At 71.8% G+C, this 20,274-nt stretch carries 12 protein-coding genes; 7 read left to right on the forward strand and 5 right to left on the reverse strand.

Translation table 11 applies throughout. The features are described 5' to 3' along the window. Positions 1-3: 3 nt before the first annotated feature. Complete coding sequence (gene hemW / locus ACFP1K_RS35330) at positions 4-1,221, reverse strand: radical SAM family heme chaperone HemW (protein ID WP_380761725.1); 1,218 nt, start codon at positions 1,219-1,221, stop codon at positions 4-6. 4 nt (positions 1,222-1,225) lie between these two features. Then, a complete protein-coding gene (lepA, locus tag ACFP1K_RS35335; protein ID WP_380761750.1) occupies positions 1,226-3,052 on the reverse strand; it encodes a translation elongation factor 4 in 1,827 nt (608 codons plus the stop codon). A 248-nt stretch (positions 3,053-3,300) separates the two neighbouring features. On the opposite strand from lepA, the gene rpsT reads away from it, so the two are divergent. The 5 genes from rpsT to ACFP1K_RS35360 all read left to right on the forward strand — a co-directional run bounded on the left by rpsT (position 3,301) and on the right by ACFP1K_RS35360 (position 11,536). Beyond that, positions 3,301-3,567 carry a 30S ribosomal protein S20 gene (gene rpsT / locus ACFP1K_RS35340; RefSeq protein WP_380761727.1) on the forward strand — a complete coding sequence of 89 codons (267 nt, stop codon included), beginning with the start codon at positions 3,301-3,303 and terminating at the stop codon, positions 3,565-3,567. 232 nt (positions 3,568-3,799) lie between these two features. Next, positions 3,800-7,156, forward strand: coding sequence for an FtsX-like permease family protein (locus tag ACFP1K_RS35345; RefSeq protein ID WP_380761729.1), 3,357 nt, complete (start codon positions 3,800-3,802; stop codon positions 7,154-7,156). Further along, the gene (locus ACFP1K_RS35350) at positions 7,153-9,867 is read left to right on the forward strand and encodes a hypothetical protein (protein WP_380761731.1); all 2,715 of its coding nucleotides are present in this window, start codon (positions 7,153-7,155) and stop codon (positions 9,865-9,867) included. Before ACFP1K_RS35345 ends, ACFP1K_RS35350 begins: the two co-directional genes overlap by 4 nt. A gap of 2 nt (positions 9,868-9,869) precedes the next feature. Continuing rightward, positions 9,870-10,814, forward strand: coding sequence for an ABC transporter ATP-binding protein (locus tag ACFP1K_RS35355; protein WP_380761733.1), 945 nt, complete (start codon positions 9,870-9,872; stop codon positions 10,812-10,814). Further along, positions 10,811-11,536 carry an ABC transporter ATP-binding protein gene (locus ACFP1K_RS35360; RefSeq protein ID WP_380761735.1) on the forward strand — a complete coding sequence of 242 codons (726 nt, stop codon included), beginning with the start codon at positions 10,811-10,813 and terminating at the stop codon, positions 11,534-11,536. Before ACFP1K_RS35355 ends, ACFP1K_RS35360 begins: the two co-directional genes overlap by 4 nt. Positions 11,537-11,587: 51 nt before the next feature. Here the strand turns inward: ACFP1K_RS35360 and holA are convergent, their stop codons facing one another. Continuing rightward, the gene (gene holA, locus ACFP1K_RS35365; protein ID WP_380761737.1) at positions 11,588-12,556 is read right to left on the reverse strand and encodes a DNA polymerase III subunit delta; all 969 of its coding nucleotides are present in this window, start codon (positions 12,554-12,556) and stop codon (positions 11,588-11,590) included. 258 nt (positions 12,557-12,814) lie between these two features. On the opposite strand from holA, the gene ACFP1K_RS35370 reads away from it, so the two are divergent. Then, positions 12,815-17,098, forward strand: coding sequence for a discoidin domain-containing protein (locus ACFP1K_RS35370; RefSeq protein WP_380761740.1), 4,284 nt, complete (start codon positions 12,815-12,817; stop codon positions 17,096-17,098). A 325-nt stretch (positions 17,099-17,423) separates the two neighbouring features. After that, positions 17,424-17,576: a hypothetical protein gene (locus ACFP1K_RS35375; RefSeq protein ID WP_380761742.1), complete on the forward strand. Its 153-nt coding sequence runs from the start codon at positions 17,424-17,426 to the stop codon at positions 17,574-17,576. Positions 17,577-17,613: 37 nt separating this feature from the next. Here the strand turns inward: ACFP1K_RS35375 and ACFP1K_RS35380 are convergent, their stop codons facing one another. Next, a complete protein-coding gene (locus ACFP1K_RS35380) occupies positions 17,614-18,324 on the reverse strand; it encodes a hypothetical protein (protein WP_380761746.1) in 711 nt (236 codons plus the stop codon). Positions 18,325-18,372: 48 nt separating this feature from the next. Continuing rightward, positions 18,373-20,274 (reverse strand): ComEC/Rec2 family competence protein (locus ACFP1K_RS35385; protein ID WP_380761748.1); only part of this gene is annotated, 1,902 nt, incomplete at its 5' end.

Below are 20,274 nucleotides of genomic sequence, written 5' to 3' on the forward strand. Positions count from 1 at the left end.
GGGTCAGGTCAGGTCGCGGACGAGGGCGTCGGCCAGGAGGCGGCCCTTGAGGGTGAGGACGGCCCGGCCGTGGGTGAAGGGGGCGGGGTCGAGGAGGCCGGTGGAGAGGGCGCGGGCCACTACGGGGCGGGACTCCTGAGGGATGTCGTCCAGGGGGTAGCCGGAGTCGAGGCGGAGTTCCAGCATCAGGCGTTCCAGGTGGCGGTCGCCGGGGGTGAGGTTCTCGCGGGCGTGGCCCGGGGAGGTGCCGGCGGCGAGGCGGGAGGCGTAGGCGGCGGGGTGTTTCACGTTCCACCAGCGGGTGCCGTTGACGTGGCTGTGGGCGCCGGGGCCGACGCCCCACCAGTCGCCGCCGGTCCAGTACAGGAGGTTGTGGCGGCAGCGGGACTCGGGGGTGGCCGCCCAGTTGGAGACCTCGTACCAGGAGAAGCCGGCCTCGGTGAGCATGGTGTCGGCGATGGCGTAGCGGTCGGCGGCGACGTCGTCGTCGGGCATGGGGAGCTCGCCGCGGCGGATGCGGGCGGCGAGGCGGGTGCCGTCCTCGACGATCAGGGAGTACGCCGAGACGTGGTCGGGGCCGGCGTCGACGGCCGCGGTGAGGGACTCGCGCCAGTCGTCGTCGGTCTCCTCGGGCGTGCCGTAGATGAGGTCCAGGCTGATGTGCTCGAAACCGGCCGCGCGGGCCTCGCGGACGGCCGCCGCGGGGCGGCCGGGGGTGTGCAGGCGGTCCAGGATGGAGAGCACGTGCCGGGAGGCGCTCTGCATGCCGAAGCTGACCCGGGTGAAGCCGCCCGCCCGCAGCTCCGCCAGCCCGGCGGGGCCGATGGACTCGGGGTTGGCCTCGGTGGTGACCTCGGCGTCCGGCGCCAGGCCGAACTCGTCGTCGATGGCCCGCAGGACGCGCACCAGGTCGGCGGCGGGGAGCAGGGTGGGCGTGCCGCCGCCGAAGAACACCGTGCGCACGGGCAGCTCGGCGTCGCCGAGCACGCGGCGGGCCAGCCGGATCTCCTCGATCGCGGTGGCGGCGTAGTCGGCCCGGGAGGCGCCGGGGCCGAGCTCGGCGGCGGTGTAGGTGTTGAAGTCGCAGTAGCCGCAGCGGGTCACGCAGAACGGCACGTGGACGTAGAAGCCGAACGGCCGGGTGCCGAGGCCGGCGAGCGCCCGCTGGGGCAGCTCGCCGGTGGCGGGCACCGGGTCGCCGTCGAGGACTACGGACGGCACCTGGTCACTTCCTGGTCTTGTCCGCGCCCGCGGACTCGGTGGACAGCGCGGCGACGAAGGCCTCCTGGGGCACCTCGACCCGGCCGACCATCTTCATGCGCTTCTTGCCTTCCTTCTGCTTCTCCAGCAGCTTGCGCTTGCGGGAGATGTCGCCGCCGTAGCACTTGGCGAGGACGTCCTTGCGGATGGCGCGGATGTTCTCGCGGGCGATCACCCGGGCGCCGATGGCGGCCTGGATGGGCACCTCGAACTGCTGCCTGGGGATGAGCTCCTTGAGCTTCTTGGCCATCTCGACGCCGTAGGCGTAGGCCTTGTCGCGGTGCACGATGGCGCTGAACGCGTCGACGGCCTCGCCCTGGAGCAGGATGTCGACCTTGACCAGGTCGGACGCCTGCTCGCCGGAGGGCTCGTAGTCCAGCGAGGCGTACCCGCGGGTGCGGGACTTGAGCTGGTCGAAGAAGTCGAAGATGATCTCGCCGAGCGGCAGGGTGTACCGGATCTCGACGCGGTCCTCCGAGAGGTAGTCCATGCCGAGCAGCGCGCCGCGGCGGCCCTGGCACAGCTCCATGATGGCGCCGATGTGCTCGGCCGGGGACAGCAGCGTGGCCTTCACCGTGGGCTCGTGGATCTCGGCGATCTTGCCGGCCGGGAACTCGGAGGGGTTGGTGACGATCAGCTCCTTGGCGTCCTCCATGACGACGCGGTAGATGACGTTGGGCGCGGTGGAGATCAGCGAGAGGTTGAACTCCCGCTCCAGCCGCTCCCGGACGATCTCCATGTGGAGCAGGCCGAGGAACCCGCAGCGGAACCCGAACCCGAGGGCCGCGGAGGTCTCGGGCTCGTAGACCAGCGCCGCGTCGTTCAGCTGGAGCTTGTCCAGGGCCTCGCGCAGCTCGGGGTAGTCGTCGCCGTCGATCGGGTAGAGGCCCGAGTAGACCATGGGGCGCGGGTGGTCGTACCCGCCGAGCGGCTCGCTCGCGGGGCGGGCGGTGGTGGTCACGGTGTCGCCGACCCGGGCCTGGCGGACGTCCTTCACGCCGGTGATGAGATAGCCCACCTCGCCGACGCCGAGCGAGACGGACGGCACCGGCTCGGGCGAGATGACCCCGATCTCCAGCGTCTCGTGCGCCGCGCCGGTGGACATCATGATCGTGCGCTCGCGCTTGGACAGCCGCCCGTCGATCACCCGGACGTAGGTCACCACGCCGCGGTAGGTGTCGTACACCGAGTCGAAGATGAGCGCCCGGGCGGGCGCCGCGGCGTCGCCGACCGGGGCGGGCACGTGGTCGACGACGTGGTCGAGGAGGTCCTTGACGCCCATGCCGGTCTTGCCCGACACGCGCAGCACGTCGGAGGGGTCGCAGCCGATCAGCCCGGCCAGCTCCTCGGCGTACTTGTCGGGCTGGGCGGCGGGGAGGTCGATCTTGTTGAGCACCGGGATGATGTGGAGGTCGGCGTTCATGGCCAGGTAGAGGTTGGCCAGGGTCTGCGCCTCGATGCCCTGCGCGGCGTCCACCAGCAGGACCGCGCCCTCACAGGCCTCCAGGGACCGCGAGACCTCGTAGGTGAAGTCGACGTGGCCCGGGGTGTCGATCATGTTGAGGACGTGGCCGTCCCAGGGCAGCCGGACGGCCTGCGACTTGATGGTGATGCCGCGCTCGCGCTCGATGTCCATGCGGTCGAGGTACTGCGCCCGCATCTGGCGGTCGTCGACCACCCCGGTGAGCTGGAGCATCCGGTCGGCGAGGGTGGACTTGCCGTGGTCGATATGCGCGATGATGCAGAAGTTGCGGATCAACGCGGGGTCGGTCTGGCCAGGCTGGATGCGCACCGGGGTCCGTTTCAACTGATTGAGGATGAATCGAGAGCCTGGCGGGCGTACCGCTGCCGCGCTCTACGCCCCTAGTTTACCGGCAGGCGCGACCGCCGATCTCGGGCTGCGCTAAGATAAAGGATGCAGGGGTGTGCCGTGATCACCGATTTGGGTGCGCACCCGGCGAGTTGGTACCCTGTTCAACTGCGTGTGGCGCGCCCTCTCTGCCCGCGCGCCCCATCCATCGACTTCACCGAGGCTTTTTCGTGGCGAACATCAAGTCCCAGATCAAGCGCAACCGGCAGAACGAAAAGGCCCGGATGCGCAACAAGGCTGTCAAGTCTTCGCTGAAGACGGCGATCCGCAAGTTCCGCGAGGCCGCGGAGCAGGGCAACGCCGACGAGGCCGCCGTCCTCATGCGCGCCGCGTCGCGCCAGCTGGACAAGGCCGTCAGCAAGGGCGTCATCCACAAGAACCAGGCGGCCAACCGCAAGTCGGCCATCGCCAAGCGCGCCGCCGCCCTGGCCAAGTAGCCCTACCCGGGCTCGCGCCCGGTTCGCAGGCGCCGCGTCCTCCCGGAGGGCGCGGCGTTTCGTCGTGTCTGAAAACCCCTGCACCCAGCTCTTTATGGAATGTCACGTTTTCGATATCACAGGGCCGTTCCTGCTGGATATCGGGTCAGTCACCGTGGCCCACAGCCTCTTCCCCGCTGAAGATCCCCAATTAGGGTGTACGAAACGGACATAACGCAGCGGGAGGCGGTTCATGCGGGGGCGGACACCTCTGGTACTGAGGCGTGCGTTCAGCGAGCCCCTGCTCGTGTTCGCGGCATTCGGATCGATCCTGCTCGCGACCACCACGCTGGTCGCGCTCACCATGTACGCGTCCACCGTGGCCGACGTCGGCGTGCGGCGCGCCATGCAGACCGCCTCGACGACCGTCACCGCCACCACCATCAGCGCCTCGGTGCGCGAGGGCGGCTTCGCCGCGGCCGACAACGCCGTCCGGTCCAGGATCGAGACGCTCAGCGGCGGCCACGGGACGCCCAAGGTCCCGCACGAGATCTCCCTCGGCGCCGAGTCCGACTCCTACGCGATGCCCGGCCAGCAGCGCCTGGAGCATCCGGAGCTGACCCGTTTCGGCACCTACGACGGCCTGGACCAGCAGGCCAGGCTGCTGGAGGGCTCCTGGCCCCGGCCCGCCGCCAGGGGCACCGTGCAGGCCGCGCTCTCCCAGGCCGCCGCCGAGTCCATGGACCTCACGCCCGGCCAGGAGTTCGTCGTGGTGGGCCGCCTGGACCACAAGCCGGTACGGGTCACGCTGACCGGCGTGTACCAGCTGCGCGACCCCTACGCCGAGCGGTGGACCGGCCAGGAGCTGCTGCGCAAGGGCGTGGAGCGCGGCGACTACACCACCTACGGCCCGCTGATGGTGCCGCGCGAGACCTTCCTGGCCCGCTTCACCACCAGCGTGAACTTCACCTGGACCGCCGTCCCCAACCTGACCGACCTCGACCAGCGGAGCCTGCGGCCGTTCGCGGCCTCGGTGGCCGGCCTGGGCGACGACCTCAAGCGCGACTGCCCCACCTGCGAGACGTTCAGCCGCCTGCCCGACATGCTGACCGCCCTGGACCAGGCCGCCCTGGTCGCCCGGTCCACGATGCTGGTCCCGGTGCTGCAACTGCTGCTGCTCGCCGCGTACGCGCTGATCCTCACCGCCCGCCTGCTGGCCGACCACCGCCGCATGGAGGTGGCGCTGCTGCGCTCCCGCGGCGCGGGCAGCATCTGGCTGGGCCTGGTGGCGGGCGCGGAGACCCTGCTCGTGGCCCTGCCGTGCGCGGTGGTGGCGCCGTTCCTGGCCCCGCCCCTGCTCGGCATCGTCAACTCCCTGCCGTGGATCAGGGCCGCGGGCGTGAACGTCGAGCCCGAGCCGGACGTCACGGCGTTCGCGGTGTCGGCCGGGGTGGCGCTGGCCTGCGCCGTCCTGCTCGCCCTGCCCGCGCTGCGCGGCGCCCGCCGCACCTACGTCGAGGAGCAGTCGCTGCGCGGCCGGGGCGACCGGCAGGGCTGGCTGCAGCGCGCGGGCGGCGACATCGCCCTCGCGGTGGTCGCGGCACTCGCCATCTGGCAGCTCCAGCGGTACGGCGCCCCGGTGACCGCCACCAGCTCCGGCGACCTCGGCATCGACCCGCTGATCGTGACCGGCCCCGCGCTCGCCCTGCTGTGCGGGGGCATGCTCGGGCTTCGCCTGGTGCCGCGCATCTCCCGCCTGGCCGAACGCATCACCTCGCGGCGCCGCAGCCTCGCCCCGGCCCTCGGGTCCTGGCAGGTGAGCCGCCGCCCGGCCCGCTACTCCGGCCCGGCGCTGCTGCTCACCATGGCGGTGGCGATCGGCGTGGTGTCCATGGCCACCGCGGCGACCTGGCGCGGCTCGCAGCTCGACCAGGCCCGGCACGTCGCGGGCGCCGACCTGCGCGCCGCCGCCGCGCCGGACTCGGCGCAACTCGGCCGGATGGGACGCGGCGGGGCGTACGCGGCGCTGCCCGGCGTGACCGAGATCAGCCCCGTCTTCCGGGGCACCGCGGCGTTCTCCCAGGGCAACGTCACCCTCCTCGCGGCCGACGCCGCCAAGCTGGGCCCGATGGTGACCCTACGCGACGACCTGTCCCGCGCGACGATGCCCGCCCTGGCCGGGCGGCTCACCGACGGGCGGCCCCCCGTCACCGCGCTCCCGCTGCCCGGCACGCCCACCTCGCTCACGCTGGAGGTGCGGCTGCGCCTGGAGCGGCCCGAGCTGGCCGAGCAGTACGTCCCGCTGCGGCTGCGGATGGTGCTGACCGACGCGCTCGGCGTGCAGCGGCACATCTCGTTCGGCCCTCTCGACGCCGACGGCGTCGCGCACCGCCTCACCGCCGACCTGGCCGCGCTCGCCGGCCAGGAGGGCCGCCTGGCGTACCCGCTGGCCGTGCGCGGGTTCAGCGTCCAGGTGCCGGTCCCCGTGGACGGCAGCGCGCTGGAGCTGGCGGTCGACGCGATGACCACCGGCGACGGGACGCGGCTCACCCTCCCCGCCGACATGCGGTGGGGCCACCTCGGCCGCCAGGAAGGCCACCTGACCGGCGAGCAGGTCACCGCCGGACCCGGCCTGTTCACGGTGACCGTGCTCAAGCCGTCCGGGATGGTCGCCGGCGACCTCGCGGGCCCCGAGGAGATCGCACTGATCGCCGCGCCCGCCGACGTGCCGGACGAGGCGCTGTTCAAGACCCCGCCCACCGGCAACGACGGCCGCCCGAGCCCGCCGCCCGCCGACGCCGGGCGGAACCCGTCGATCTTCCGCCCGTTGCCCGTGGTGATCACCTCCGACCTCGCGGCCCGCGAGAAGCTCACCGAGGGCGGCAGCGGCCTCATGGACCTCGACGGACGCCCGATCCAGATCACCGTCGCCGGGGTCGTCGCGGCCATGCCGGGCACCACGGCCGGGGTGTCCGCCGTACTGGCCGACCTGCCCACCCTGCTCGCCAGGGACGTGGCCGCCGGCCGGGAGCCGCACGCCCCCACCGAGTGGTGGATGTCGGCCCGGGGCGACGACAGCGGCCCCGCGGCGGCCGAACTGGCCCGCCACCCCGACTGGGACCAGACCGTCGTCGACCTCGGCACGCTGACCCGCGAGCTGCGCGACGACCCGCTGGCCAGCGGGCTGCAGGGGGCGCTGATCCTCGGCTTCGCCGCCGCCCTGGTCTTCGCTGCGCTCGGCTTCCTGGTGAACGCGGCGGTGGCCGCGCGGGAGCGGGGCTCGGAGTTCGCGATCCTGCGCGCCCTCGGGGTGAGCTTCCGGCAGATCTTCGGGCTGCTCGCCGTGGAACAGGCCTTCCTCATCGGGCTCTCGGTGGCCGGCGGCACGCTGCTGGCCGTGGTCGTCGCGGCGCTGGTGGTGCCGCACATCGTGCTGACCGGCCAGGCGTCCACGGTGTCCCCGCCGGTGCTGCTGGACATTCCCTGGCCCGCGACGCTGGCGATGCTGGCGGCGGTGTCGGCGCTGCTGTTCGCCATCGTCGCGGGCCTCGCCCGTTCGCTGCGGCGCCAGGGCCTGGGCCGCGCCCTGCGGATCGGGGAGGACCGATGAACCCCTTGCTGCCGTTGCGGGTGCACCGGGGCGCGGCCGCCCTGCTGGCTCTGCTCGCGCTGAGCGCCGCGCTGCTGATCGCCGCGCTGCCCCGGGTGGCGGAGGCCTCCTACGACTCCGCGCTGCACGGCATCCTGCGGGACACCAGCGCCAACGTGACCGACCTGACCGTCTCACGGCGTACACAGATGCCCCAGCAGATGATCAAGGACGAGGGCGGCTTCCGGGCCATGGACCGCGAGTGGCGCCGCGTCCTGCCGTCGTCCCTGGCCACGCTGATGGACACCCGGCCGGGCAACACCAGCCACTACAGCGCCAAGACCGTCGGCACGCCCGTCGCCGGCCGTGCCGGGCCCGGTCACATCCCGCTCCAGTTCGTCGACGTGGCATGGCTGTCCGGCTCCGAGCAGCGGATCCGGTACGTGGAGGGCGTCCCGCCCGGCCCGCCGTCGATCCAGGCGAACGTGCCCGGCCACCCGGACCTGCACGACCTCGACCTCTTCGAGGTCGCGCTCGTCAAGAGCGCCTCGGAGAAGATGGGCATCCCGGTCGGCACCACGCTCGTGCTCGGCAACAGCCGGCCGATGCTCGCCAAGGTCACCGCCCTGTTCGAGCCGGTGAACGGGGCCGACCGGTACTGGCACCACGACCTCAACGCCCTCAAGGTGTCGGTGCGCAGGATCCCGGGCGCCGACGCGGAGGAGCACCAGATCACCGCGCTGACCGGCCCGAGCTCGCTGTCCCGGCTGGACGGCGAGAGCAGGGACCTGCGCTACAATTGGATCCTCGCGGTGGACAACCAGGCGCTCGACGCGCGCAACGCCGGCGACACGGTGACCGGCGTGGCCGACTTCCGCCGCACGGTCGGCCTCGCGGGCGCGGACAAGATCACCACCTGGAGCCAGGCGTCCGGGTTCTCGCCCTGGGACCTCGACACCGGCCTCGACCAGGTGCTGCTCGAATACCTGCGGCAGCTCGCCACCGCGCAGGCCCTGATGTACCTCATCACCGGAGGGCTCGGCGTCGTGGCCGCGGGCGTGCTCGCGCTGGCCGCGCAGCTGCTCACCGAGCGGATGCGTCCCGCGCTGGCCCTGGCCCGCGCCCGCGGCGCGTCCCTGGCGCAGGTGGTGCGGACCGCCGCCGGGGCGGTGGCGCTGGCCTGCGTGCCAGCGGCGCTCGCCGGGTACGGGCTGTCGTATCTCGTGCCCGGCCCCGTCACGCCGATCGTGCATCTCGGCCCGCTGGCCATCGCCGCCGTCACCGTGGTGTTCGCGGCCGTCCGGGTGGCCGTGGCCCACGTCAAGCCGCTGAACGAACGCCGCACCGACGTGGTGGCCCGGCGGCCGTCCCCGCGCCGGGTGATGCTGGAGATGCTGGTCGTGGTGCTGGCGCTCGCCGGGGCGTACCTGCTGCGCACCCGCGGCCTCACCACGGACGTCGGCTCCGGGGCCGCGCCCGCGGGCGACCCGTTCCTGATGCTGGTGCCCGTGGCGCTCACCGTGGCCGTGGCGCTGATCATCCTGCGCTGCTACCCCTACCCGCTGCGGCTCGTGGTGTGGCTCGCCGCCCGCGCCAGGCCCGCTGTGCCGTTCGTCGGGATGACCCTCGCCGCCCGGGCCAGGGCCGTCACCGCGCTGCCGGTGCTGATCCTGCTGCCCGCGCTGGCGGTGTCGGTGTACGGGGCGGTGGTCGGCGGCACGCTGGACGCCACCCAGCGCCTGGCCGCATGGCAGGCCACCGGCGCCGCGGCCCGGGTGGAGAGCGCCGCCGAGCTGCCCCCCGACGTCATCGAGAAGGTGGGCAAGGTGCCCGGCGTGCGGACCGTCCTGCGCGCCGACAAGGGCACCGCGCAGATCGGGATCAGCGGCAAGACCGCCACCGTCGTCGCCGTCGACCTGGACGCCTACCGCCGCCTGGTCGCGGCCACCCCGCTGGACGTGCCCGCCGCGCCCGCGGACGCGGCCCCGCCCGGCATCCCCGCGCTGGTGTCGCCGGACCTGGCGGGCATGACCGGCCTCGAGATCGGCTGGCACATCCGCATGAAGATCGTGCAGCGCGGGGTCATCACGGAGGGCCTGCCCGGCATCAGCTTCACCACGCACAGCCTGATCGTCGTGCCCTACGACGCCTCCAAGCGCGCCGGGGCCCGCGACTACACCAGCATGCTGCTGATCGGCGGCGAGGGCATCGACGGGGACCGGCTGCGCGCCGCCACCGGGGGCATCCCCTCCATCCACGTGGCGACGTTCGGCGAGTCCCTGGACAAGATCACCAGCACGCCGCTCACCAGCACGATCACGGTCGCCTTCCGGGTCGTCACCATCGCGCTGGCCGTCTACGCGCTGCTGACGGTGATCATCGCGCTGGTGGTGGGGGCCGCCGACCGGGTGCGGGCGCTGTCGTTCCTGCGCACCCTCGGCCTGTCCGAGCGCCAGGCGGCCGTGCTGACCGTCCTGGAGATCACCCCACTGATCGTCCTCACCGCCTGCGCCGGGCTCGCGCTCGGCCTGGCGCTCCCCGCGGCCCTCGGGCCCGGTCTCGACCTCGGCGTCTACGCGGGCGACATCGCCGTGCGGACGTACGAGCTGTCGCCGGGCACACCGGTGCTGCTGGCGACCGGCCTCACCGCCGTGGCCGTCGGAGGCGCCTTCCTGCACGCCGCGATCGGCCGACGCCGGTCGCTGGGTTCCATCCTGCGAGTAGGTGACTGAAGTTGGACACACCGACCGAGCTCGACGCACCGGACCTGTCGGAGCTGGAGGCGCGGGCCGTCCAGCATCGGCCGGCCTTCGGTGAGCACGCGCACATCCTGTGCGACAACCTGGTGCGCATCTACAAGACCGAAGGCGTCGAGGTGGTGGCGCTGCAGGGCCTGGACCTCCTCGTCGACAAGGGCGAGCTGATCGCCATCGTCGGCGCGTCCGGGTCGGGCAAGTCGACGCTCCTCAACGTGCTGTCCGGGCTGGACATCCCCACCGCGGGCGTCGCCCGGGTGGCGGGGACGGACCTGCTGTCCATGACGGCCAAGGACCGGCTGCGGTACCGGCGCCAGGTCGTCGGGTTCATCTGGCAGCAGACGGCCCGCAACCTGCTGCCGTACCTGACCGCCAGGGAGAACGTGCGGCTGCCGGTGCGGCTGGCCCGCAACCGCGGCGGGGCGGACCCGGCGGAGCTGCTGGACCTGCTCGGGGTGGGGCACTGCGCGGACCGCAAGCCGAACGAGATGTCCGGCGGGGAGCAGCAGCGGGTGGCGATCGCCGTCGCGCTGGCCAACACGCCGGAGGTCATCCTGGCGGACGAACCCACCGGCGAGCTGGACAGCGAGAACTCCGAGCAGGTGTTCGCCGCGCTGCGCCGCGCCACCCGGGAGCTCGGCGTCACCTCGGTGATCGTCACGCACGACCCGCTGGTGTCGGAGCAGGTCGACCGCACCGTGGGCATCCGCGACGGGCGCACCAGCAGCGAGACGCTGCGCCGCGCGTCGTCCGACGGGCAGATCATCGCCGAGGAGTACGCGGTGCTGGACCGCGTCGGGCGGCTCCAGCTGCCGAGGGACTTCACCGGGACGCTCGGCATGGAGCGGCGGGTGCGGCTGGAGCTGGAACGCGACCACATCGGAGTGTGGCCGGACCGGCCACAGGGTGAGGACACCGAATGAACCACGAACCTTCCGGCGAGCCGCTGCTGACCGTCGAAGGGCTGCGCAAGGTCTACCGGACCGGGCCGAAGGAGGTCGTCGCGCTGCGCGACGTGTCCTTCAGCGTCCACCCCGGCGAGCTGGTCGCCGTGCGCGGCCGGTCGGGGTCCGGCAAGACGACGCTGCTCAACCAGGTGGGCGGCCTGGACCGCCCCGACGCCGGGCGGGTCGTGGTGGCCGGGAACGTGGTCACCGACCTGCCCGAGTCCGAGCTGCTGCGCCTGCGGCGGGACGTCATCGGCTTCGTGTTCCAGTCGTTCGGCCTGATCCCGGTGCTGTCGGCCGCGGAGAACGTGGGGGTGCCGATGCGGCTGACCCGCACGCCCGTGGCCGAGCGCGAGGAGCGCATCGGCGTGCTGCTGGCGATGGTCGGCCTGGAGAAACACGTCAACCAGCGTCCGTACGAACTCTCCGGCGGCCAGCAGCAGCGAGTGGCGGTCGCCCGCGCCCTCGCCAACCGCCCCCGCCTGCTGATCGCCGACGAACCCACCGGCCAGCTGGACTCCGGGACCGGCCGCCAGATCATGCAACTCCTCCGGGCCGTGGTCCGCAGCGAAGGCGTGACGGCCCTCGTCGCCACCCACGACCCCGCCCTGCTGACCCTCGCCGACCGAGTCCTGGAACTCCACGACGGCGCCCTCGTCCCACCCCGCTCCCCCGCCGAAGCCATCCCCAGCACCTGACCAGTCGGCGCCGCCGTACGGCGGTGTGCGCGGTGGGTCGCGGGGGCGGTGCTAGCGGCCGGTGCGGCTGGCGACGATCACCTGGACGGTGCGTTCCAGGGCGTAGGCGGGGTCGGTGCCGCCGCCCTTGACCTGTTCGTCGGCGGCGGCGACGGCCTGGATGGCCCTGGCCAGGCCCTCGGGGCCCCAGCCGTTGAGCTGGCGGCGGACCCGGTCGACCTTCCAGGGGGGCATGCCGAGGTGGCCGGCCAGCTGGCCGCCGCGCAGGTTGCGGGGGGCGTCGCCCACCTTGGCCAGGGAGCGCACGCCGCCGGCGAGGGCGCTGACGATCAGGACGGGGGCCACGCCGGTGGACAGGGCCCAGCGCAGCTGCTCCAGGGCCTCGCCGAGGCGGCCCTCCACGGCCTTGTCGGCCACGGTGAAGCCGGACACCTCGGCCCGGCCCCGGTGGTAGCGCGCGACGGCGGCCTCGCTCACGGCCTTGCCCGGGGTGTCGAACGCCAGCTGGGAACAGGCGGCGGCCAGCTCGCGAAGGTCGCTGCCCACGGCGTCCAGCAGGGCCTGCGCGGCCTCGGCGCCGATGGTGCGGCCGGAGGCGCGCATCTCGGCGCGGATGAAGTCCAGCCGTTCGCCGGGCTTGGTCAGCTTGGTGACCGTCACCACGGCCGCGCCGGCCTTCTTGAGGCCGTCGACCAGGGCCTTGCCCTTCACGCCGCCGGGATGGGCGAGCACCACGACGGCGTCGGGGGACGGCGACCTGGCGTAGGTCACGAACTCGGCGATCACGTCCTTGACGAGGTCCTGGGCGGCGCGGACCACGATGACCGAGCGGTCGCCGAACAGCGAGGGTGAGGTCAGGCGGGTCAGCTCCCCGGACTCGACCTTGCCGCCGGTGAGGTCGTGCACCTGCGAGGTGGGGTCGGCGCCCCGGGCCGCCGCGACCACCGCGCCGATCGCCCGGTCGGCCAGCAGTTCCTCGTCGCCGATCACGAGGGTGACCGGTGCCGCGTCCGTCGCCATGGCAGCAGCATCCCACGTCCGCGCCTCGCGGCGGCAACCCGGCCGCGGGGCCCTGGGCCGTGCCCTTCACAACCCGGGAAAGCCGCCCTTACCGACCCGTTGACGCGGCCGTAGCACGTATGTAACCTTTGGCCAACACCCTGCAAGAATCTTGCAAGACACTGCTCTATTCCTTTCTTCTCTCCGCAACTTCCGGTTGGAGCGCACTGCGTCCGTGCATCCGCCTGCCCCCCATCCGTCGAGAGATAGAGATCGCAAATGAGAACGAAGCAGGTATCACGGCTGGTCGCTGCCCTTTTGGCGGCCGGCCTGCTCGTGCTGGGGTGGCCGGTCACACCGGTCTCCGCGGCGGGCGGTCCCAACCTGGCGGCGGGCAAGACCGCCACGGCCAGCAGCACCAACGCCCCCTACAGCGCCGGCAACGTCAACGACGGCAACCAGTCGACGTACTGGGAGAGCTCCGGCGGCACCTTCCCCCAATGGGCGCAGGTCGACCTCGGCGCCGCCACCTCCATCGACCAGGTCGTGCTGAAACTTCCACCGGGGTGGGAGGCCAGGACGCAGACCCTGTCGATCCAGGGCAGCTCGGACGGCAGCGGTTTCTCCACCATCGTCGCCTCGGCCGGGTACGCCTTCGGCCCGTCCGGCGGCAACGCCGTGACCGTCAACTTCGGCGCCACCTCCACCCGCTACGTCCGGGTCAACATCACGGCCAACACCGGCTGGACCGCCGCCCAGCTCGCCGAGATCGAGGTCTACGGCGCGGCCACCTCCAGCTCCAACCTCGCCCTGGGCAGGCAGTTCACCGCGAGCGGCACCAGCGCGCCTTACGTGGCCGCCAACGCGGGCGACGGTAACCAGGCGTCGTACTGGGAGAGCGCCAACAACGCCTTCCCGCAGTGGATCCAGGTCGACCTCGGCTCCGCGGTGGGCGTCAACAAGGTCGTGCTCAAGCTGCCCACCGCCGGGTGGGGCGCCCGCACCCAGACCCTGGCGGTGCAAGGAAGCACCAACGGCTCGTCATTCTCCGACATCGTGGCCTCGGCCGGGTACTCCTTCGCCCCGGCGAGCAACAACACGGTGACGATCAATTTCACCGCGGCCACCATCCGGTACCTGCGGCTGAACATCACGGCCAACACCGGCTGGCCCGCCGGGCAGCTGTCCGAGGTGGAGGCGTACGGCCCGAGCACCGGTGACACCCAGGCGCCGACCGCGCCCGGCAACCTCGCCTACACCCAGCCCGCCACCGGGCAGATCCGCCTCACCTGGTCGGCCGCCACTGACAACGTCGGCGTCACCGGGTACGACGTGTACGCCAACAACAACCTGCTCACCAGCGTCGCCGGCAACGTGCTCACCTACACCGACACCCAGCCCGCCAGTGCCACGGTGACGTACTACGTCAAGGCCAAGGACGCCGCCGGCAACCAGTCGCCCAACAGCAACAGCGTGACCCGCACCGGGTCGACCGGCGACACGCAGGCGCCGACCCCGCCGGGGAACCTCGCCTACACCGAGCCCGGCTCCGGGCAGATCCGGCTGACCTGGTCGGCGTCCACCGACAACGTCGCGGTCACCGGGTACGACGTGTACGCCAACAACACGTTGCGCGCCAGCGTCGCGGGCAACGTGCTCACCTACACCGACAGCCAGCCCGGCACCGCCACCGTGTCGTACTACGTGCGGGCCAAGGACGCGGCGGGCAACCAGTCGTCCAACAGCAACGTCGTGACCCGCAACGGCAGCGGCGGCGGCTCCAACATGGCGGTCGGCAAGCCCATCACCGCCTCGTCCTCGGTCTTCACGTTCGTGGCGGCCAACGCCAACGACAACAACACCGCCACCTACTGGGAAGGCGCGGGCGGGGCGTACCCGAGCGTGCTGACCGTGCAGCTCGGCGCGAACGCCGACGTCTCCTCGGTCGTGCTGAAGCTCAACCCCGACTCCTCGTGGGGCACCCGCACGCAGACCGTCCAGGTGCTCGGCCGGGAGCAGAGCTCCACGTCGTTCACCAGCCTGTCGGCGGCGGCCGTGTACACCTTCAACCCGGCGAGCGGGAACACCGTGACCATCCCGGTCTCCGGGCGGATCGCGGACGTCCAGCTGCGCATTACGTCCAACTCCGGGGCCCCGGCCGGGCAGGTCGCCGAGTTCCAGGTGATCGGCACACCCGCCCCCAACCCCGACCTCACCGTCACCGCCCTCACCGCCTCGCCCGCCTCGCCGGTCGAGACCGACGCCGTCACGCTGACCGCGACGGTGCGCAACATCGGGAACGCGGCGAGCCCCGCCAGTGACGTCAACTTCTACCTGGCCACCACCAAGGTCGGCACCGCCGCCGTGGGCGCGCTCGCCGCCGGGGCCACCGCCACCGTGTCCGCCGGCATCGGGACCAGGGACGCCGGGACGTACGCGCTGACGGCCAAGGTCGACGAGGGCGGCACCGTCATCGAGCAGAACGACACCAACAACTCCTACACCAGCCCGTCCCCGCTGGTGGTGCGGCCGGTCGACAGCTCCGACCTGGTCGCGAACACCAGCTGGTCGCCGAGCAACCCGGCCAACGGCAACACCGTGACCTTCAGCGTGGCGATCAGGAACCAGGGCAACATCGCGTCGGCGGGCGGGGCGCACGGCATCACCCTCACCGTCCTCAACGACGCGGGCTCGGTGGTGCGCACCCTCACCGGGTCCTACAGCGGCGCCATCGCCGCCGGAGCCACCGCGTCGCCGGTCAACCTCGGCACCTGGACGGCCGCCAACGGCAAGTACACCGTGCGAACGGTGCTCGCCAACGACGGCAACGAGCTGCCGGTCAAGCAGGCCAACAACACCAGCAACCAGCCGTTCTTCGTCGGGCGCGGCGCCAACATGCCGTACGACATGTACGAGGCCGAGGACGGCGTGGTCGGCGGCGGCGCCCAGGTGGTCGGGCCGAACCGCACCATCGGCGACGTCGCGGGCGAGGCGTCCGGCCGCAGGGCGGTCACGCTCAACAGCAACGGCAACTACGTCGAGTTCACCACCAAGGCCAGTACCAACACGCTGGTCACGCGGTTCTCCATCCCGGACGCCCCCGGCGGCGGCGGGATCAACTCCACCCTCAACATCTACGTCAACGGCACCTTCCTCAAGCCGATCAACCTGACCTCCCGGTACGCGTGGCTGTACGGCGCCGAGGCCTCCCCGGGCAACTCGCCTGGCGCCGGCGGCCCGCGGCACATCTACGACGAGGCCAACGTGCTGCTCGGCACGACGGTCCCGGCGGGCAGCAAGATCCGGCTGCAGAAGGACGCCGCCAACTCCCACACCTACGCGATCGACTTCGTCAACCTGGAGCAGGTGTCGCCGATCGCCAACCCCGACCCCGCGCGGTACACCGTCCCGGCGGGCTTCACCCACCAGGACGTGCAGAACGCGCTGGACCGGGTGCGGATGGACACCACCGGCACGCTGACCGGCGTCTACCTGCCCGCGGGCGACTACCAGACCAGCAACAAGTTCCAGGTGTACGGCAAGGCCGTCAAGGTCGTCGGGGCCGGGCCGTGGTTCACCCGGTTCTACACGCCGTCCACCCAGGAGAACACCGACGCGGGCTTCCGGGCCGAGGCGTCGGCGAACGGCTCGACGTTCGCGAACTTCGCCTTCTTCGGCAACTACACCTCGCGCATCGATGGACCCGGCAAGGTCTTCGACTTCGCCAACGTCGCCAACATGGTGATCGACAACATCTGGAACGAGCACACGGTGTGCCTCTACTGGGGTGCCAACACCGACTTCGTCACCATCAAGAACTCCCGCATCCGCGACCTGTTCGCGGACGGCGTCAACATGACCAACGGGAGCACCGACAACCTGGTCAGCAACAACGAGGCCAGGTCGACCGGTGACGACAGCTTCGCGTTGTTCTCCGCGATCGACGCCGGCGGCGCCGACGAGAAGAACAACATCTACGAGAACCTGACGGCCATCCTGCCCTGGCGGGCCGCGGGCATCGCGGTCTACGGCGGGTACGCCAACACCTTCCGCAACATCTACATCGCCGACACGCTGACCTACTCCGGCATCACGATCAGCTCGCTGGACTTCGGGTACGCGATGAACGGCTTCGGCGCCGACCCGCCGACCAGGTTCGAGAACATCTCGATCATCCGGGCCGGCGGCCACTTCTGGGGCTCGCAGACCTTCCCCGGCATCTGGATCTTCTCCGCCTCGAAGGTCTTCCAGGGAATCCGCGTCACCGACGTGGACATCGTCGACCCCACCTACAGCGGCATCATGTTCCAGACCAACTACGTGGGAGGCCAGCCCCAGTTCCCGGTGAAGGACACCATCTTCACCAACGTCTCCATCACCGGCGCCCAGCGCAGCGGCGACGCCTTCGACGCCAAGTCCGGCTTCGGCATCTGGGTCAACGAACTCCCCGAACCCGGCCAGGGCCCCGCCGTGGGCAACGCCGTCTTCAACAACCTCCGCATGAGCAACAACTTCCAGAACATCAAGAACACCACCTCGACCTTCACCCTCACCATCAACTAACCCCCCGGGCCGCGCGGCCACCCTCCCCGCGCGGCCTCCACCCTCCCCGGGTCCGGAGGAACACTTCCTGACGAAGTGCCGCCAGAACTTCTGGCGGCACTTCGCTTTTGCCCCGGCAGCACCCCTGCCCCACCCCACCCCGTCGCACGACCACTCCCGAGATCCCTCTACCGCCCCCCGGTAAAAGGTAAAATTGTGCAATCCCGTTGGTCCCACGACACACATGCGCAACCGTGTGTCTCACTGCAAGTCAACGGCAATTCACCTGCAGGTATGCTCGGGCATTCTGCAGGTGAAGACCACACGAGGAAGGAGGTGAACGTCCATGATTTCCGCCCCGCACCGTCACAGCTGCCCCCGCTGCGGCTCCGCCCTGGACGAAGGCCCCATCCTCTACCGCTGCGCCCCCTGCGACCGCTCCGTCTACGCAGCCGACCTGGACACCGAATTCCACACCCCCACCCACGCCACCCTCTGACCCCCACCGCCCCGGCGAGCTCCGGCACGCGGGCGCGTCACTGGTACCGCCTCCCGTCCCCGGCACGCTCCGCCGAAGCGATCACCGTCCGGGCCAGCTCGTGCAGGCGCCGCACCACGTTCCGCGCGACCGCGGTGAACCTCCTGGCCTCCTGCGGTCCAACTGTCCGCTCCCCTTGGACGCACACCACGGACAACGTCAGCCGCAGGCGATTGCGGGCCAGCACCACGCCGCCCCAGCCGCGGTAACCGGTGAGACGGACCAGATGAGTCTCGACGGCGGCGACATCCCTCCGGATCGGCCACGCCGACAGATCGGGCCGGCCCTCTTGAGCGACCCGCAGGTCGACGGCGATCAGGATGCCGGCCAGGGTCGCGTCCAGCTCATCCATCAGTGATCTGGCCTCGCTCAACGGCCCACCCGTGCCGGACACCGTATACGAGCCGTATCCGACCTCACTCACGCGCAGCGCCGCTTCGAGCGCGTCCGCGACCTGGGCTAGAACCCCCGGCAGAGGAGCCGTCGCGTCCTCGGCCCTCACGAACGGATAGTCGTCGAGCGCCTGCTCGGCCTGTGCCGCCGTGTCGGCCACTTGCTCGCCGAGCGTCGCCTTGAGGCCGAAGCCCTCGATTTCCTTGATCGAGCCCACGAGGCGGCCGATCTGCTTGCGGAACAGCAGGAGCACGAGAACGACGACCAGTGGCCACGTGAGGACTCTGAGGTAGGACAGCACCAACTCGGCCACCATCCATACATAGTGAAGCATAGGTCACTTATTGTCACTACGTCGCCAGGCTCAACGGCGGCGGTGCACCACCGCCAGACCCGGACCGTTCGTGATGACCGCCAGGTCCCCAGCACGGTCGGTCCGGTGGATACGCATGCCCAAGGTGGTCAGGTGGGCGATCGTGCGCGGCGCGGGGTGGCCGTAGTCGTTGGGGGTGCCGACACTGATGAGAGCGGCACGGGCACGCGACGCGGCGAGAAACGCAGGATCCTGCCGGGCGGAGCCATGATGGGGCACCTTCAGGATGTCCGCCGGGAGAAGTCCCTGGCGCAGGAGCGCGGCCTGGGCCTCGGTCTCGATGTCACCGCAGAGGAGAGCGGAGCCGGTCGGCCATCGAACATGCAGGACGATGCTGGCGTTGTTGGTGGTCGACCCCTCGCCCGGACCTGGAGTGAAGGAGTCCGGCTCCGGCCCCAGGACGGTCAGCGAGGTGCGGCCGATCCGCCAGGACATGCCCGTGGTGGCCGTCCAGACGGGAACCCCGAGACGACGAAGGTCCGGCACCGACCGGGCATCCTGATGCCCCGGCCGCCTGCCCGGCCCGACGCCGTCCGTACCGACCGCGCGGCCACGATCGGACACCGGCCCAGCCTCCCGATATCCCGACCTGTCGGCAGGGCTCACGAGGACCGCGCCGACCCGGCGGTCGCGGATGACGCCGGTGAGGCCGCCGACGTGGTCCGCGTGGGGGTGGGTGAGGACGAGGAGAGGGATCTGGCGTATTCCCAGATCGCGTAGGCAGCGGTCGACAGGCGCGGGGGTGGGGCCGGTGTCGACGACCACCGCGCGTGACTCGCCGGCGTTGAGCACGAGGGCGTCCCCTTGGCCGATGTCGCAGGCGATCAACAGCCAGCCTCGCGGGGGCCAGGGGGCCAGGGCCGGACGTACCAGGACGGCGCAGACGATCAGGGCCGCGACGACGGCGCAGACCGCCAGGCGGAGCAGCGGGCGGCGGAGCAGGAACCATGCCGCGACGGCCGCGACCGGGAGCAGTAACAGGCCGAACAGGCCTGGCGGCCAGGGCAGGGTGGCGCTGGGCATCGCGGCGGCCTGGCGGGCGACCCAGATGAGCCAGCTCACGGCGTAGCCGGCGGGGTGCACAAGGAGCCGGGCCGCGTCGAGGCTGGTCGGGGCGAGCGCGGCGGCGGCGAAGCCCAGGATCGTGGCGGGCGGTACCGCGGGGGCGGCGAGCAGGTTGGCGGGGATCGCCACCAGGCTGAGCTCGCCGGACATCAGGACCAGCAGCGGGGTCACCGCCGCCTGTGCCCCGGCGGCGACGGCGACCGCCTCGGCCGCCCAGCGAGGCATCCGCCGGGCCATGCGGTCCCGCCAGCGGGGGGCCAGCACCAGGATGCCGGCGGTGGCGAACACCGACAGCGCGAAGCCGTACTCCCTGGCGAGCGCCGGGTCGAACAGCACCAGGCCGAGAACGGTCACCGAGAGCGCCGCCACCCCGTCCCTGGACCGCCCGGTCCCGAGGGCCAGTGCCGCCACCGACCCCATCACCAGCGCCCGCAGCACACTCGGCGACGGCCTGGCGATCACCGCGAACCCCGCCATCGCGACCACCGCCAGCACCGCCCGCCCCGCCAACGGCAACCCCACCCCGCGCCCCACCGCCAGGGCCACCCCGGCGAGAATCGCGAGATTGGCGCCGGAGACCGCGGTCAAATGGCTGAGCCCTGCCGTCCTGAAATCCTCCCTGACCTGCTCCTCCATCCGTGACACGTCCCCCACCACCAGCCCCGGCAACAACCCACGTTCCCCCGGCGGCAACACGTCCGCCGCTGAACGCAGCCCCTCCCTGAACACCCCCGCGACCCGCTGCACCGCCCCCACCTCACCGACGACCACCGGCTCCCCCCGCACCGACAACACCCCCGCCCGCAGCTCCCCCACCCCCGCCGCCCC

This window comes from Sphaerisporangium aureirubrum (genome assembly GCF_042658925.1).
Taxonomy (GTDB): Bacteria; Actinomycetota; Actinomycetes; order Streptosporangiales; family Streptosporangiaceae; genus Sphaerisporangium; species Sphaerisporangium aureirubrum.